The sequence below is a fragment of the Streptomyces sp. NRRL F-5126 genome, assembly GCF_000721265.1.
Lineage (GTDB): Bacteria > Actinomycetota > Actinomycetes > Streptomycetales > Streptomycetaceae > Streptomyces.
Window position 1 is genome coordinate 291,716 of the sequence record NZ_JOFZ01000010.1, and the last position, 15,304, is coordinate 307,019.

At 73.3% G+C, this 15,304-nt stretch carries 11 protein-coding genes and 1 tRNA gene; 5 read left to right on the forward strand and 7 right to left on the reverse strand.

What is annotated here, in order from left to right:
• Window positions 1-85: 85 nt before the first annotated feature.
• Window positions 86-757, reverse strand: coding sequence for a hypothetical protein (locus tag IH48_RS0122770; protein ID WP_030907690.1), 672 nt, complete (start codon window positions 755-757; stop codon window positions 86-88).
• Window positions 758-804: 47 nt separating this feature from the next.
• Between IH48_RS0122770 and IH48_RS0122775 the strand changes: the two genes are divergently transcribed.
• Entirely contained in the window at window positions 805-993 is a 189-nt protein-coding gene (locus IH48_RS0122775; protein WP_030907692.1) for a DUF5703 family protein, read from the forward strand.
• 93 nt (window positions 994-1,086) lie between these two features.
• Here the strand turns inward: IH48_RS0122775 and IH48_RS0122780 are convergent, their stop codons facing one another.
• The 3 genes from IH48_RS0122780 to IH48_RS0122790 all read right to left on the reverse strand — a co-directional run bounded on the left by IH48_RS0122780 (window position 1,087) and on the right by IH48_RS0122790 (window position 3,764).
• Window positions 1,087-1,908, reverse strand: coding sequence for a chaplin (locus tag IH48_RS0122780; RefSeq protein WP_030907695.1), 822 nt, complete (start codon window positions 1,906-1,908; stop codon window positions 1,087-1,089).
• A 145-nt stretch (window positions 1,909-2,053) separates the two neighbouring features.
• On the reverse strand, window positions 2,054-2,287 hold the full coding sequence (locus IH48_RS0122785) for a chaplin (RefSeq protein ID WP_030907697.1): 234 nt from the start codon (window positions 2,285-2,287) through the stop codon (window positions 2,054-2,056).
• A 151-nt stretch (window positions 2,288-2,438) separates the two neighbouring features.
• Window positions 2,439-3,764: a M20/M25/M40 family metallo-hydrolase gene (locus IH48_RS0122790; RefSeq protein WP_030907700.1), complete on the reverse strand. Its 1,326-nt coding sequence runs from the start codon at window positions 3,762-3,764 to the stop codon at window positions 2,439-2,441.
• 131 nt (window positions 3,765-3,895) lie between these two features.
• On the opposite strand from IH48_RS0122790, the gene IH48_RS0122795 reads away from it, so the two are divergent.
• Window positions 3,896-3,983: transfer RNA gene (locus IH48_RS0122795), tRNA-Leu, on the forward strand.
• Window positions 3,984-4,089: 106 nt separating this feature from the next.
• Window positions 4,090-5,289, forward strand: coding sequence for a DUF1266 domain-containing protein (locus IH48_RS0122800; protein WP_051840371.1), 1,200 nt, complete (start codon window positions 4,090-4,092; stop codon window positions 5,287-5,289).
• 276 nt (window positions 5,290-5,565) lie between these two features.
• On the opposite strand, the gene IH48_RS0122805 is transcribed toward IH48_RS0122800, so the two are convergent.
• The 3 genes from IH48_RS0122805 to IH48_RS0122815 all read right to left on the reverse strand — a co-directional run bounded on the left by IH48_RS0122805 (window position 5,566) and on the right by IH48_RS0122815 (window position 10,087).
• On the reverse strand, window positions 5,566-7,437 hold the full coding sequence (locus tag IH48_RS0122805) for an N-acetylmuramoyl-L-alanine amidase (RefSeq protein ID WP_324604324.1): 1,872 nt from the start codon (window positions 7,435-7,437) through the stop codon (window positions 5,566-5,568).
• 221 nt (window positions 7,438-7,658) lie between these two features.
• A complete protein-coding gene (locus IH48_RS0122810; protein WP_234434344.1) occupies window positions 7,659-8,585 on the reverse strand; it encodes an ROK family protein in 927 nt (308 codons plus the stop codon).
• Complete coding sequence (locus tag IH48_RS0122815) at window positions 8,582-10,087, reverse strand: APC family permease (protein ID WP_030907707.1); 1,506 nt, start codon at window positions 10,085-10,087, stop codon at window positions 8,582-8,584. Before IH48_RS0122815 ends, IH48_RS0122810 begins: the two co-directional genes overlap by 4 nt.
• Window positions 10,088-10,166: 79 nt before the next feature.
• Between IH48_RS0122815 and IH48_RS0122820 the strand changes: the two genes are divergently transcribed.
• Both IH48_RS0122820 and aroA read left to right on the forward strand, forming a co-directional pair.
• Entirely contained in the window at window positions 10,167-11,432 is a 1,266-nt protein-coding gene (locus IH48_RS0122820) for an ROK family transcriptional regulator (RefSeq protein WP_030907709.1), read from the forward strand.
• A 787-nt stretch (window positions 11,433-12,219) separates the two neighbouring features.
• Window positions 12,220-15,213: a 3-phosphoshikimate 1-carboxyvinyltransferase gene (gene aroA / locus IH48_RS0122830; RefSeq protein ID WP_030907712.1), complete on the forward strand. Its 2,994-nt coding sequence runs from the start codon at window positions 12,220-12,222 to the stop codon at window positions 15,211-15,213.
• Window positions 15,214-15,304: the final 91 nt, after the last annotated feature.

A 15,304-nucleotide genomic window follows, 5' to 3' on the forward strand; every position in this document is an offset into this window, starting at 1 on the left:
CGGCGTCCCCGCGACCGACGGCGCGCGGACGGCCCCGGCGGTGCCCGCTGCCCGCACCGGCGCGGGGCCAGGGCCAGGGGCGGGGTCAGGCGTCCTGGCCCTCCAGGTCGGCGTCGTCGGCTTCCTCGTCGTCGTCCTCGTCGAAGACCGCGCTCACGTCGAAGCGGCAGACCACCTGCTGGGGATCGGCCGCCTCGAAGGGGGACGCCAGCCACTCCCCCGGTTCCGGCGGGTCGTCCACCGCGGAGACCCAGAGGGTCGAGTCGCCCTCCTCAAGGCCGAACTCCTTGTGGCGCGAGGCGATCTCGTCCGGCTCGTACTCGCCGAACAGGACGCCGAGGGCAGCGTGCACGCTGCCCGAGACGGCGGCCGCCGCGCCCGCCGTCGTGGCCACGTCGTCGTCGGCGTCCGCGATGCGCTGCGCCTGGGACAGGAGCCGCTCCGGTTCGTCCACCGCATAGTCGCGCCTGATCAGCACCGTGACGGCGTGCGGCTCCTCCGGGCCCGCGTAGGGCGGCAGGGAGTCGTCGGGTTCCGGGATCTCGAAGGGGGTGACCTCGTCGTACCGGTGGTAGAGCTGTTCGTCGTAGTCCTCGGCGGCGGCCGCCAGCGCGTTGAACGCGTCGGAGACTGCCTGATCATCGTCGTCCCCACCCGTGCGGTTCTCCACGGCCGCCAGGTGCCGGTCGAGGGCCGCCTTGACCGCCTCGGCGGCGGCGCGTACGTCGGCAGCGGAGGGCTGCGCAGCATCAGACATAGGGCAGACGCTATCCGTATCGGGGCTCCGGCCGCACAATAGATGCGATGCCGGAATACGAATTTGTCGACGTGTACGTACCCCGCGGGGTGTCACGCAAGGACGCCACGCGCCTGCTGACCGACCATGCCGAGTACGGGCACTGGGAGCTGGACCGCCTGAGCCTGCACCGCGACGGCAGCCGCCGTGTGCGGCTGCGCCGACGCATCATCCGACAGGTGCGCGCCACGTGGTGACGGCCGTCCCGCCCGTCACAGCGGAACGGGCCCCACCCGTATGAAGGGTGCGGGCCCGTCCCGGTCTCCGTGTGTGCCCACGCGACGTTGCGGTTACGCGGCGGCGCGGGAGCGCCGGTAGAGGACGGTGCCCGCGAGAAGCATCCCCGCGGCCGCGGGGATCGCGATCCCCAGCCCCTCCGAACCGGTGTGCGCGAGCTGGGCGTGCGCGGCCGGGGCGGCCGCGGCGACCGTCTGCGGCTCCGGCTTGTTCGGCACCGGCTCGCTCGGGTGGGCCGGCGTGTGCGGGGTGGACTTGGGAGGCGTGGCGTGGTGGTGCGGCGCGGGGGCCGGCGACTCCACGTTCTCGCAGTTCTCCCCGAACACGGGGTTGCCGATGCCCAGGACATCGACGCCGAGGCCGCAGGCGTTCACCGGGACATCGATCGGGATGCCGATGTTGTTCCCCGAACCCACGCCCGGTGAGTTCGACGTCCCGCCACCCGCGTGGGCACCGCCGCCCGCGTGCGTCCCGCCGCCGTGGTGCGTCCCGCCGCCGTGGTGGGAACCGCCGCCGTGGTGCGACCCCCCGCCGTGGTGGGAACCGCCGCCATGATGGCCGCCGCTTCCCTCGCCGGAGCGCGGGGGCGTCGAGCCGTCGTGGTGCGAGCCGCCGTGCGACCCGCCGCCCTGCGACGCGTTGACGCAGCTGTTGCCCATCGCCGGGTTCAGCAGCCCGACGACGTTCACGGTGTTGCCGCACGCGTTGACCGGCACGTGGACCGGCACCTGCACGTTGTTGCCCGAGAGCACGCCGGGCGAGCCGGCGGCCGTGCCGCCCGCGTTCGCGTCCGCGTGCGCCACCCCGCCGCCGAGGACGATGGCGCCGCCCGCGGCCGCGAAGGTCATCAAGCCCTTGCGCGTGACCTGTCTCATGATTCGATCCCTGCCTTCTGCTGCCTGCTGCCTTTCGGATTGCCCTCGGCACGGGCCGGGGGACGGATGCCCAGCGGCCCCGGAGTGCATGGCGCGCACTCCGGGGCCACCCGGGTTCAGGCCCTGTACGGGCCGACGCACAACGTCACGCGTTGACGCAGGTGTTGCCGAAGGCGGGGTTCAGCAGCCCGATCACAGAGACCGTGTTGCCGCACGCGTTCACCGGGATGTGGATCGGAACCTGCACGACGTTGCCCGAGAGCACGCCCGGCGACTGCACCGCGGCACCCTGGGCGCCCGCGTCGGCGGAGGCGACACCGGCGCCCGCGAGCACCAGACCACCGGTGACAGCCGCAGCAGCGACGACCTTCTTGATCATTCTTCCTCCTTGTTGGCAAACGCGGTCCCAGCTGCGGACCGCACACCTGTAACGAGGAGGGAGTAATGAGGCTACGAGCTTATGGTCGCATTCACTCTTCCCCGTGAGGATCCCGGACGCACGAGCGAATCAGGCTCCCCGCGGGGGGAGTTCAGCAGTGGTCGATGAACCGGTCGAGCACGCGCGCGCCGAACTTGAGGCCGTCGACCGGCACCCGCTCGTCCACGCCGTGGAACATCCCGGCGAAGTCCAGCTCGGGCGGCAGCTGCAGCGGCGCGAAGCCGAAGCCGCGGATGCCGAGGTCGTCGAAGGACTTGGCGTCGGTGCCGCCGGACAGCATGTAGGGGACGGCGCGCGCGATCGGGTCCTCGGCGCTCAGCGCGGTCTGCATGGCCTCCACGAGGGCGCCGTCGAACGTGGTCTCGACCGCCTTGTCGGCGTGCACGTCCTCCCGCCTGACGCGCGGGCCGAGCAGCCGGTCGAGGTCCGCGAGGAACTCGTCCTCGTATCCGGGCAGGAAGCGCCCGTCGACGTGAGCGGTCGCCTCTCCCGGGATCACGTTCACCTTGTAGCCGGCGCCGAGCATGGTGGGCGCGGCGGAGTTGCGCAGCGTGGTCCCGACCATCTTGGCGATGCCGCCGAGCTTGACGAGCGTGGCCTCCATGTCCTCCGGGTCGAGCGGGGTGCCCAGCGCGTCCGAGAGCTCGTCGAGGAACGCCCGTACGGTCTTGGTGGCGCGCACCGGCCAGGTGTGGCGCCCGAGCCGCGCGACGGCCTCGCTCAGCTCGGTGATCGCGTTGTCCGTGTTCGTCATGGAGCCGTGGCCCGCCGTGCCCTCCACGGTCAGGCGCATCCAGTGCATGCCCTTCTCCGCGGTCTGCACGAGGTAGAGCCGCAGGTCCTCGCGTACCGTGAAGGAGAAGCCGCCGACCTCGCTGATGGCCTCGGTGACACCCTCGAACAGGCCGGGGTGGTTGTCGACGAGGTGGCGCGCACCGTAGGTGCCGCCGGCCTCCTCGTCCGCGAGGAACGCCAGCACGATGTCGCGCGGGGGCTTGCGCCCGGTGCGCATCCTGTCGCGCACGACGGCGAGGGTCATCGCGTCCATGTCCTTCATGTCGACGGCGCCCCGGCCCCACAGGCACCCGTCGGCGATCTCGCCGGCGAACGGGTGGTGGGTCCAGTCGTCCGCGTTCGCGGGGACGACGTCGGTGTGGCCGTGGATCAGCAGGGCGGGCCGCGACGGGTCCTCACCCTCGATCCTGGCCACCGTGGAGGCCCTGCCCGGGTGCGACTCGAAGATCCTGGGTTCGAGGCCGACCTCGGAGAGCTTCTCCGCCACGTACTCGGCGGCCGCGCGCTCCCCCGGTCCCGAGTGGTCGCCGTAGTTGCTGGTGTCGATCCTGATCAGGTCGCGGCACAGGTCCACGACCTCGTCCTCGCCCGCCACGGCCCGGTCCGCGTTCGACTCGCCCACGCTGCTCACTCCCACGATCGGTGCTGGTGATGCCCCCATGGTGCTACGTCCACCGGTGTGATCGGTGGCCGCCGAAAGTTTGCTATGGTTTTCCACGTCGGAACGGCCGCGGGCCGGTCGGCAGACACCTTGTCCGGGTGGCGGAATGGCAGACGCGCTAGCTTGAGGTGCTAGTGCCCTTTATCGGGCGTGGGGGTTCAAGTCCCCCCTCGGACACCAACCGGAAACCCCGTCGATCCTTGGTCGACGGGGTTTCCGCGTGTTCCGCGATGCGGGCCGTGGGCCGCGACGGTGGCAGGGCTCCGCAGGTGGGTAGGGTCGGCCGGTGGACAGTACACGCGGGACGGCGGCGCGGGCGCACGCGAGGTCGTGGCGGCCGGCCACGCGCATCGAGCGCGACCTCAAGGCCGCCGTCGGCACCGGCAGCCGGGACGCGTACCTGAGGGTGCTCGCCGCGTGCGACCTGTTCCTCTACGTGCCGCGGGAGCAGGCGGACGGCGGCGGCTCCGTGCGCTGGTCGACCTGCCGCGACCTGTCGGGCACCTGGTGCGTGGCCGTGCGGACGGCGGGCGAGCGGCTGCCGAGGCGCGCACGCAAGGTCGCGCAGCGCACGTCGCTGCGGTCCCTGGCGGAATTGTGGCCCGACACGCACTTCGCGCTGTGCGTGAACCCGGGCACGCCGACGGAGGCCACGTTCCCGGCCCACGGCAGGTACCGCAGGCGGTGGCTCAGAGCCGCGGGGGACGCGGCCGGCGTACCGCGCGCCGCATCCCGCGGCGCCAGGCCCGCGTCCCTGCTGACCCGCTACGACGGGCCCACGTCGGGACTGCTCGCCCAGGCCCTGGCCTGCGGCGCGCCGCTGGCGGTGCAGGGCGGCCTGGTCTGGAACGACATCGGGGACGTGTACGACGACTACGCGCTCGACGGGCAACTGCTGCGTGAGTCGTGGGGCACGTCCACGTACGAGGAGTGGCGGGCCCGGATGGGCGTGCTGCTCGACGCGCACACCGGGCAGCACGAGCCGGAGTTCGTGCTGCGGGTACGCGCACGGCTGGCGGACGCGGCCGGCGGGCACGCCGTCGCCGCGGACGCCTGGCGCGCGGCGTGCGCCCGGGCGCTCGCGGAGCTGGGCGCGCCCGACCGTCTGGGCACGGCCGTCCAGGGTCTGGTGGGCCGAATCATCCGCTACGAGGCGCGGTTCCGCGCCGACGGGCTGCTGCCGCCGGACGGCTACGTGCACAGCGTGGCGGCCTACGACTACGGGCGGGCCGTCAACTTCGCGCGGTGGGGCCTGAGCGCGCGGCTGTGCGGCGGCCGGGAGGCACGGGACGCGATCCTGCGGGCGGGCGCGCTGGCCGGCACGCGCCACACGTCGTGGGCCGACTATTCGGCCGGGTACGCGCTGGGGCGCGTGCTGCGCTTCGGCCACGAGGAGTTCGGCGAGTGGTACGAGGCGGTGCTGGCGCCGCACCGCCTCCTGATGTCCGACCCGGAGAGCCCGTGGCTCACGCTCCCGTGGGAGTGAGGGCCTGTTCGCTCGCGCGAGACCGGGAGCGCGACCCGGGCGCGCGACCGGCCAACGCCCCGCGGCCCGGCGCCCGGCCCTGACACGGCCGTGCGCGGCGCGCACCGGGCATGGCTGCGATACCGGCTGAGGCCGACGGCGGGGCGGCCACGGCCGTCACGCCCCGCGGCCCGGCGCCCGCCCGGCGTTGCGGCCCCCGCGGGGCCGGACTCACGCGGGGCGGGTGCCCGCACGGCAGCGGCGCGTGCCGCGAGCGCGGCGCGGCGCGGCGCCGCGTCACTTGCTGCGCGACGCCGTCATCTCCGCCGCGTCGACCAGTTCGACCCGGTGGTTGTACTGGACCGTGTAGAACGTGCGCGCGCCCTTGACGACCCTGCCGCTGCTCGCGAAGAAGTCGTCCGTGCCGGTCGCGGGGCGCGTCGCGACATACGCCTCGCCACCCGGCACCGTGTACTTGCCGAGCGGCGCCATCGTGGACGGCTTGAGGCCTGCCGGGTACTCGGACGGGTCCGGGTAGGCCACGCCGTACACCGGGACGCCGGCCGCGTCCGCGTTCCTCGGCCTGACGATGCGTGCCCCCGGGGCCGGGGTGGTGTTCCTGCCGCCCGGGTTGAGGATCCAGCCCTTCCTGCCCGCGTACCAGATCGCCGTCCAGTGGCCCTTCTTGTCCGCGACCACGTACTGCTGGCCGGAGGAGACCTTGCCGCCCCAGTCCGTGATGCGGGTCGTCCCGGTGCCGTTCGGGTGGAGGTAGGGGTCGGCGAGTAGCGGCGCCGTCGCCTCCGGTGCGCTGCGCACGTACAGGAAGTTCGACGGCGCCGTGCGGTCTGTGCAGGCCTTGGTCGTGCCGGCCCCGTCGTCGGCGGGGCAGATCGTCACGGTCTGCTCGTTGTGCGCGAAGGAGGGCGAGATCGTCACGGCGGTGCCCACGGGGCCGGCGCCGCGGCGTGCCGGCGTGTGCCTGCCGAGCAGGGCCATGAACCGGTTCCAGTCCCAGTACGGGCCCGGGTCCCAGTGCATTCCCGCCACCGTGCCGTCGGTGGGCGCCGGAACGTTGTCGTGTCCGAGGATGTGTTCGCGGTCCAGCGGGATGCCGTACTTGTGCGACAGGTACTTCACCAGGTCGGCGGTCTCCTGGTACTGCGCCTGCGTGTACCAGGTGGCGCCGTGGGCCGCGAACCCCTCGTGCTCGATGCCGATCGAGTGCATGTTGAACCAGTAGTCGCCGGCGTGGAAAGCGATGTCCTTGTCCGGCACCATCTGGGTGACGGAGCCGTCCGACGCCTTCATCACGTAGTGCGCCGAGACGGTGCCGGGCGTCTGGAATTCCTTGATGGCGTCCGCGTAGGACGTCTCGGTGTCGTGGATGACGATGTACTTGACGTCCATGCCGTCGGCGGGCCGGTCGGCGACCTGGCCGTTCGTCGGGTCGGCCGGGAGGAACCTGCACGTCATCGTGGACGGGCACTCCGGCCGCTGCGCCGCCGAGTCCGGGTGGGGTGCCGTCGGGTAGGCCTCGGCGAGCTGGGAGGTCGCAGGGTGGACGCCGGGGTGCGCGGCGACGAAGACGTGCTGGCCCCGGTCGGCGGTGCGGCTCGCGCCCGTGCGCAGGGTGCCGTAGACGCGGCGGGCGAAGGCGCCGGCCGCCGCGCGGCCGGAGGCGCGGCTGTAACGGGCGACGGCCCCGTACCACTGGGCGGGGTCGCCGGGGGTGGCGCCCGTGAGTGACTTCTCGTAGGCGGCGAGGAGCGCGGCGCCGCCGCGGATGTTGTCGCGGGGGTCGGTGCGCAGCTCGGCTGCGGGCGTGCCGGTCAGTTCGGCGGCCTTGCCGAGGGTGTGGAGGGCGGGGTCGCGGGTGAACGACGAGATGTCGCGGCGGCCGGCGGCGCCTGCGCCGCTGCCTGCGGCCATCGCCGGTGTCACGTCGGTCAGGTCCATGGGGCCGTAGCCGCCGCCGGTGTTGTAGCTGCCGGGGTGCGCGTCCCAGCGGGTCTCCTGGTAGGCCAGGGCTAGCAGGAGGGAGGCGGGTACGTGGAACTCGGCGGCGGCGGCCTCGAAGTCGGCCTGCCGGGCGCCCGCGACGGGCCCGGCGGCGGTGGTGGCGGGCCCGGCGGCGGTGGTGGCGGGTGCGGCGGTCGCGGTCGCCATGGGCGCCAGTGTCAGGCAGCCCGCGGCGAGCGCGCCGCAGGTGAGGGCGGCGGTGAGCGGCCGTCTTGGCCGGCGTGCGTGCATGCGGGGGACCTCTCGTCGCAACGGCGTTGTGCGCAAGGGGCGTTGAGGCACCGTCGTGCACGTCCTCGCGGGCCTCGGCCTCTCGCCGGGGCCGCCACACTACGCCGCGTAGGCGCGCGCGACAGGAGCACGCGCCGTCAGGCGAGTGCCAGCGCGACGGCGCCCCGCAGCGCCGCGTCCTCCGCGTACCGTGCGCGCACCAGGGCAGGCGGGTAGGGCACCGCCTCCGCCAGACGGCGCGTCAGGGCGGGGCGGATGCGGGCGAACGCGGCCGTCATGCCGCCGCCGACGGCGATCCTGGCCGGGTCCAGCGTCGTCGCCGCGTTCGCGACGTGCACCGCGAGCGTGTCCAGCGCCTCGTCCACCACGGCGGCGACCCGCGCGTCGGCCGAGGCGAGGAGTTCGGCCGCCGTCCACGTACCGCCCAGTTCGGCCGCCGCCGTGCGGGGCAGGCCGCTGCCCGAGGCGTGCTCCTCCAGCGGCGCGCGCCCCGAGGCGACTCCCGCCCGGTCGGTGCGGTCGCGCAGCAGGTAGCCGATCTCCCCCGCCGCGCCGTGGGCGCCCGCCAGCACCCGGCCGCCCACCACCACGGCGAGGGCGATGCCCGTGCCGAGGTTGAGGTGGACGCCGGGGTCGGCGCCGCGCAGGGCGCCCCAGGTCGCCTCGGCGAGGGCGGCTGCCTTCACGTCGTTGCCGACCGCCACGCGGGGCGCCGCGAACCGCTGAGAGACCAGGGCGGGCAGCGCGAGACTCTCCCAGCCCGGGATGTTCGGCGCGAAGGCGATGTGGTCGTCGTGGATCACGCCCGGCGCGACCACGCCGACGCCGAGCAGCGGCCCGGGTGTCGCGTCCCGCAGTTCGGCGGCGGCGGTGAGCGCGCGGTCGACGGCCTGGCCGGCACCCTCCTGCGCCCGGGTCGCCAGGCGCACCGTGCGCAGGAGGCGGCCGCGCGCGTCGGCGGTGGCCGCGGCGATCTTCGTGCCGCCGATGTCCACGCCGACCACGAACCCGCCGCTCGCCGCGCGCCTCTGATTCGCCGCGCGCCTCGGGCGCTCCCGCGTCACGCGCGTCCCTGCCCGCCCCCCGCGGCCGGCTCGCCGTCGTCCACTGGCGCGTTCAGGAAGTCCTCGTGGATCTCCTTGGGCCCGAACGGCCAGGTGTGTTCCACCTTCGCCCACACCAGGAACGCGATCCCGCCGGCCACGACCCAGGCGATCGACCCTTCGATGGGGTGCAGGCCCGGGTTGTTCTTGTCGGCGAACACGTACACCGTCAGCCAGCCGACCAGCGCCACGATGCTCGGCAGCGGGTAGAGCCACATGCGGTAGGGCCGCCGCAGGCGCGGCTGCCGCCTGCGCAGCACGGTCACCGCGGCGATCTGCGCGAACGACTGGACGATGACCATCGTGGTGGTGAGGAACGTGATCAGCACGGTGAGCGGCGGGTGCGTCTGCGAGTTGCCGAGGTGCCTGCTGACCAGGAAGGCGGCGGCGGTGATGACGCCCATCGCCACCAGGCCGAGCACGGGGAAGCGGTGCTTGGGGTGGAGCCTGCCGAACTGCTTGAAGAAGACCTTGTCGCGCGCCGCGTCGTAGGGCACGCGCGAGCCGCCGAGCAGGCCGGTGAAGACGGAGGTGAACGCGGTGATCAGGATCAGCACGGTGATGACGTCCGCCGTGGTCCTGCCCCACGCCTTCTGCAGGACGACCGCGGCGACCGACCGCGAGGCCGGGTTGCTCGGATCGATCATGTCGTGCCAGTTCACGACGCCGAGCGTGCCGATCTGCATCAGCAGGTAGATGCACATGATGCCGAAGATCGCGTAGATGATGGAGCGCGGCAGCACCCTGCCGGGGTTCTTGATCTCCGCGCCCATGTAGGAGGTCGTGTTGTACCCGAGGTAGTCGTAGATGCCGATGGTGAGGCCGCTCGCGAAGCCCAGCCAGAACTTGGTCGAGCCGAAGTCGAAGGCGTGCGCGGGGTAGGTGAAGGCGTCCGACGCGTCGAAGTGGGTGAAGGAGGCGATGATCACACAGGACACACTGATGATCATGATGACCCACAGCACCGTCGTGAGGCGGCCGATCGATTCGATGCGCCGCCACAGCAGCACGACCACCGCGAGGCACATGGCGAGCCCGATCAGGTCGCCCTGCCCGGACGACATGGAGGGCCACAGGAAGGTCAGGTACTGCACGAACCCGGCCACTCCGGTCGACATGATGAGCGGGATGAACAGCATGGCGGTCCAGGTGAACAGGAACGGCATCAGCCGGCCCGTGCGGTACTGGAATGCCTCCCGCAGGTAGATGTACGAGCCGCCCGCCCCCGGCATGGACGCGCCGAGCTCGGCCCAGATCAGGCCGTCGACGAACGCCAGCACCGCGCCGGCGACCCAGCCGATGACCGCCTGCGGGCCGCCGAACGCGAGGACCATCGCGGGGATCGTGATGAACGGCCCGACGCCGACCATCTGGCTCATGTTGATGGCACTGGCCTGGAACTGGCCGATCCGGCGCACGAACCCGATCTCGGGTTCCGTGCCCTTCGGGTCGGTGTCCGTCATACGGCCCACCTCCTGTGTCTGTCGGTGCGGACCAAGTTAGGATCCTTTACAAAAGGACGTCAACGGCCGGGGAGGAACGATTCCTGACAGCGAGCGGGCCGACGGCGGCGACCAGGCGTGGAACCGGGGCGTGCTGCGCGGCTACAACGAGCGGGTGCTGCTCGACGCCCTGCGCGCCGCGGGCTCCACCTCGCGCGCGGAACTGGCCCGTACCACCGGCCTGTCCAAGCCGACCGTCTCCACGGCTCTGGCCGCTCTCGAGCGGGCCGGTCTCGTGCGCCGCACGGGCGAGGTCAGCAGGGGCCGGGGGCGCGGCAGGGCGGCGGTGCTCTACGCGGCCGACCCCGCCGCCGGGTACGTGATCGGCGTCGACGTGGGGCGCGAGTGGCTGCGCGCCGCGGCTGCCGACCTGGAGGGCACCGTCGTCGGCCGCAGGGACACCCCGAACACCGCGAGGTCGGCGGGCACGATGGTGCGCGACGCGGCGCGGCTCGCGCGCGCGGTAGCCGCGGAGGCCGGGCTCGACTGGTCGCAGGTGGTGCACACGGTGGTCGGCAGCCCCGGCGTCACCGACCCGGGCACGCACCGCGTGCGCTACGCCGTCAACCTGCCGGGGTGGGGGCGCAGCGGCCTGTTCGACCGGCTGCACGCGGAACTCGGCACCGGACTCGACGTGCTGAACGACGCCAACCTCGCGGCGCTCGGCGAGTACGCGCTCGGCGCGGGCCAGGGCTCACGGCTCTTCGCGTACCTGTGGGTGGGCACGGGCCTCGGCGCGGGCGTGGTCGCGGACGGCAGGCTCTTCCGCGGCGGCCACGGCGCCGCAGGCGAGATCGGCTACCTGCCGATGTTCCCGCTGCCGCAGGCGGCGGGTCCCGACCCCGCAGCCGCCGGCCCCGCCACCGGCGGCCCCCGGCCGGCCGGCTACTCCGCGCGCGGCGGGCCCATGGAGGACGCGGCGTCCGCGGACGCGGTGGTGGCGCTCGCCCGGTCCATGGGCATGCCGGAGGCGACCACGCGGACGGCGAAGGACGTGTTCGCGGCGGCACGCGCCGGGGACGCGACGGCGCTGCGCGCGGTGGAGTGCGAGGCGGCACGGCTCGCGCACGCGGTGGCCGCGCTCGCCGCGGTGCTCGACCCCGAACTCGTCGTGCTGGGCGGCGGGGTGGGGCGCAACGGCGACCTGCTGCTCGGGCCGCTGCGCACGTGCCTGCGCGAACTGACCCCGCTGCGCCCGCGCGTGGTGACCTCCGCGCTCGGGGACGACGCGGTGCTGCTCGGGGCGGTCGCGCGTGCGGCCGAGGCCGCGCGCGAGCGCGTGTTCGACACGCGGCACGACGCGTAGGCGCGGGGCGTCGCCCGGCGCGGCGCCCCTCAAATTCGTAAGAGAGCTTTCCTTGAACCGTCATGCGCGCGGATGGCCCATCGGAACGCCGCCCGGCCGTCCGGTGGCTGAGACGGCGCCGCCTGCGAGCGTGGCATCCGCCACACCGCCCAGGTGTTCGCGACAAAGGGGAACGGTCACCGCCCGGAGCCCGTCTCACTCGAACGGGGTCAGCTGCATGCGTGTACCGGGCATTGATATAAAGCTCATATGACCGAGCACTTCCAGCAGGGCCGCCGCCTTCGCGGCGTGGCTCCGCGCGGGCTCGTCATCCGGACGCTCCTCCCCGTGCGCCCCCACTCGGGCCGCACGAGCGCACCTCGGCTCCTGCCACGACCGGAGGGCCCCACCGCTCGGGCCCCGCGCCATGACAGCCGTCCGATCGGTTCCACGCGTCATCGGATGCCGCGATCCGCGCGGAGTGACTGACCCCCGTGGGCGCTCTCCCGGCGCCCACGCCACTTCGCGATACGGTCTTGCCCGTGCCCGCGTATTCGCCCGCAGGCCCGCCGTCGTCCCCGGTGAGGACCGCACCCCGGTCCGACCGGCGATGCCGCACGTCTGCAGGCACCAGCTTCCACAACGTAATCACCGCCGTCTCAAGGACGGTTCCATCACCGAGCCACGGCCCCAGCGGCCGGGGCCGTGTCCGTCGTGCCCTGGCGCCTTCGCGCCGGCACGGCGCCGCCGCCCCGACCCGGCGTCCGTGGCCCGGTGTGCCCGCCTGGCCAGGGAGTAGCAAGCCCCCATGCACCTTCTCGTCAAAGGGATCCAGCACCAGCTCACCGGTGATGTCCTCGTCCCCAACTCCAAGTACCACGCGCACCGCGCGCTGATCCTCGCGTCACTCGCCGACGGCGTCAGCCGCGTCCACGGGCTGTCGGACGCCCGGCACGTCGAGTACACCGTGCAGCTCCTGCGGGGCCTCGGCGTGCGGATCACGCGTGACGGTGACACCTTCGTCGTGCACGGACTCGGCGGCCGCTACAAGCCGCGCCGTTCGTCCGTGTCCGCAGGCAGCTCAGGCACCACGCTGTACTTCATGATCGGGCTCGCGTCCCTGTCCGACCGCGACGTGGCGGTGACCGGGCAGAAGTACTTCAGGCGCAGGCCGGTGGGCCCGCTGCTGCGAGCGCTCGAACAGATGGGCGTCCAGGTCGAGTCGGCCGACGACTGCCCGCCGATCCAGGTCACGGGGCGCAGGCCCACCGGCGGCCACGTGCGCATCGCGGGCACGCTCTCGCAGTGGATCTCCGGCCTGATCCTGCTGGCGCCGTTCGCGACCGGCCACACCACCATCGAGGTGGAGGGCGAGCTGAACGAGCGCACCTACCTGGAGCTGACGGTCGCGATGATGCGGCAGTTCGGCCTCGCCGTCACGGTCTCCGAGGACTGGCGCCGCTTCGACATCGAGCCCGGCCAGGAGGCGCACCCCGTCGAGCTGACGCTCCCCCCGGACATCGGCTCCGCCGCGTTCGGTGTGGCCGCCGCGGCGCTGCACCCCTCCGACGTGCTGCTGCGCGGCATCACCTCGCTCGACGGCGGCCCCGCCGACCACCCCGAGTTCCACTTCCTCGACATCGCGCGCGCCATGGGCGTGCCGATGGAGATCGACGAGGCGGCGGGCGGAGTGCGCATCCAGCAGGACCGCCCGATGCTCAAGGGCGTCGACATCGACTGCCGCGACGTGCCGGACATGCTGCCGATCCTCTCCACGCTCGGCACGTTCGCGTACGGCGAGTCGGTGTTCCGCAACATCGCGCACACGCGCCTCAAGGAGTCGGACCGCGCCGCGGCCATGCTGCAGCTCAACTCCATGGGCGGCGACCTGGAGTTGACGAGTGACACCCTGCGGGTGCGCGGCGTGGGCGGCCTGGTCGGCGCCAAGCTGTCCTCGTTCAACGACCACCGGGTGCTGATGTCGCTCGCGGTGGCCTCCTCGCGGGCGCGCGGCCAGTCCACGCTGACCTATCCGAACGCCTACCGCATCTCGTACCCGACGTTCCTCGACGCGATGAACACGCTCGGCGTGCCGATGTCGGTGGAGGAGGGCGCGGGCGCGGTCGGCAGGGCCAGGCCGCGCCGCCTGGAGCGCGAGGTCACGAAGCCGGACCTGGCGGCCGCCGTCACGCTGCCGGAATGGCTGCGGCGGCGCGCCGCCTCGCGGCCGAACGACACCGCGGTGGTGGACGTACGGGCCGACCGCGACGAGGTCGTCACCTGGAGCGAGCTGTCGGAGCGCGTGGACCGCGCCGCCGCGCTGCTGCTCGAACTCGGCGTGCGGCCCGGCGAGAACGTCGCCTACCAGCTGCCGAACCGGATCGAGTTCGTGGTGCTGTCGCTCGCGGCCCTGCGGATCGGCGCGGTGTGCTGCCCGATCATCCCGTTCTTCCGTGAGCGCGAGGTCGCGTTCGTACTGCGCCGCTCCAAGGCGCGCGTCCTGGTGGCCGCCGACGAGTACCGCTCGCGGCGCCCCGCGGACGAGGTGCTCGGGCTGTCCGAGGAGGACCGCGCCGGCCTCGAGCACCTGCTCGTGCTGTCCACCGGCGGCGGCGCCGCGCGGCTGCCCGAGGCGGGCGCCACGGGACTGTCCGTACGGGACTTCGGCGCCGCACTCGACGAGACCTCCGTGGACCGCGCCGCGCTCGACCGGATCGTCCCCACCCCCGACATGACGGCGCAGCTGCTGTTCACGTCCGGCACGACGGGCGAGCCGAAGGGCGTCACGCAGCCCACGGGCAACCTGGTGCGGGCGGCGGCCATGGAGGTCAAGCACCTCGGTCTCGGCGCCAAGGACGCGGTGTGGGTGCCCTCGCCGCTCGCGCACCAGACCGGCTTCCTGTACGGCATGGTGCTGGCGATGGTGCTCGGCGTGCCGCAGATCGTGCAGTCCGACTGGGACGCCAAGCGCGCGCTGCAGTCGCTCAACCAGCACGGCGCGACGTTCGTCCAGGCGGCCACGCCGTTCCTCTCCGACCTGGTGAAGGCCGTCGAGGAGAGCGGCGAGACGCCCCGCAACCTGCGCATCTTCGTGGCGACCGGCGCCCAGGTGCCGCGCGGCCTCGCCGAGCGCGCGGGACGGCTGCTCGGCGCTGACGTGTGCGGCGCGTTCGGCACCACGGAGACGTGCCTCGGCGCGCTGTCCGCGCCGGGCGACGAGCCGGGCCAGCGGTGGGGCTCCGACGGCCGAGCCCTCGACGGCATCGAACTGCGCATCACCGACGACCACGGCCTGGTGCTGCCGCCCGGTGAGGAGGGCAACTTCGAGCTGCACTCCCCCACCGTCTTCGACGGCTACCTGGACCGCCCCGACCTGACCGCCGAGGTGTTCACCGAGGACGGCTGGTACCGCACGGGCGACCTGGCGACCATCGACGCCTCCGGATTCCTGCGGATCACCGGACGCGTGAAGGACGTCGTCAACCGCGGCGGCGAGAAGATCCCCGTCGCCGAGGTGGAGCAGCTGCTGTTCGGCCACCCCGCCGTGGAGGACGTGGCGATCGTGGCCATGCCCGACGAGCGTCTGGGCGAGCGCGCCTGCGCGTTCGCCGTCCTGAAGGACGGCGCCACGCTGGAGTTCGGCGAGATGAAGCGCTACCTCGACGAGCACCAGGTGGCCAAGCAGTACTGGCCCGAGCGCCTTGAGCTGATCGACGTGCTGCCGCGCAACCCGATCGGCAAGGTCCAGAAGTTCGCGCTCAGGGACAGGGCCCGCGGTCTGCGCCCGCACGGCGAGCTGTAGACAATGCCCTCTGACGGCGCGAGCGTGCCCGGGGCCCGTCCCCGGGCCGCTCGTGCGTGAGACGGGTCGTGTGCCCGGCCGAGGTACGGCG

What these genes read in the sequence shown, in the direction of transcription:
- IH48_RS0122770 (WP_030907690.1), bottom strand. Translation starts at nt 757, where the DNA reads ATGTCTGATGCTGCGCAGCCCTCCGCTGCCGACGTACGCGCCGCCGCC.
- IH48_RS0122775 (WP_030907692.1), top strand. Translation starts at nt 805, where the DNA reads ATGCCGGAATACGAATTTGTCGACGTGTACGTACCCCGCGGGGTGTCA.
- IH48_RS0122780 (WP_030907695.1), bottom strand. Translation starts at nt 1,908, where the DNA reads ATGAGACAGGTCACGCGCAAGGGCTTGATGACCTTCGCGGCCGCGGGC.
- IH48_RS0122785 (WP_030907697.1), bottom strand. Translation starts at nt 2,287, where the DNA reads ATGATCAAGAAGGTCGTCGCTGCTGCGGCTGTCACCGGTGGTCTGGTG.
- IH48_RS0122805 (WP_324604324.1), bottom strand. Translation starts at nt 7,437, where the DNA reads ATGGCGACCGCGACCGCCGCACCCGCCACCACCGCCGCCGGGCCCGCC.
- IH48_RS0122815 (WP_030907707.1), bottom strand. Translation starts at nt 10,087, where the DNA reads ATGACGGACACCGACCCGAAGGGCACGGAACCCGAGATCGGGTTCGTG.
- aroA (WP_030907712.1), top strand. Translation starts at nt 12,220, where the DNA reads ATGCACCTTCTCGTCAAAGGGATCCAGCACCAGCTCACCGGTGATGTC.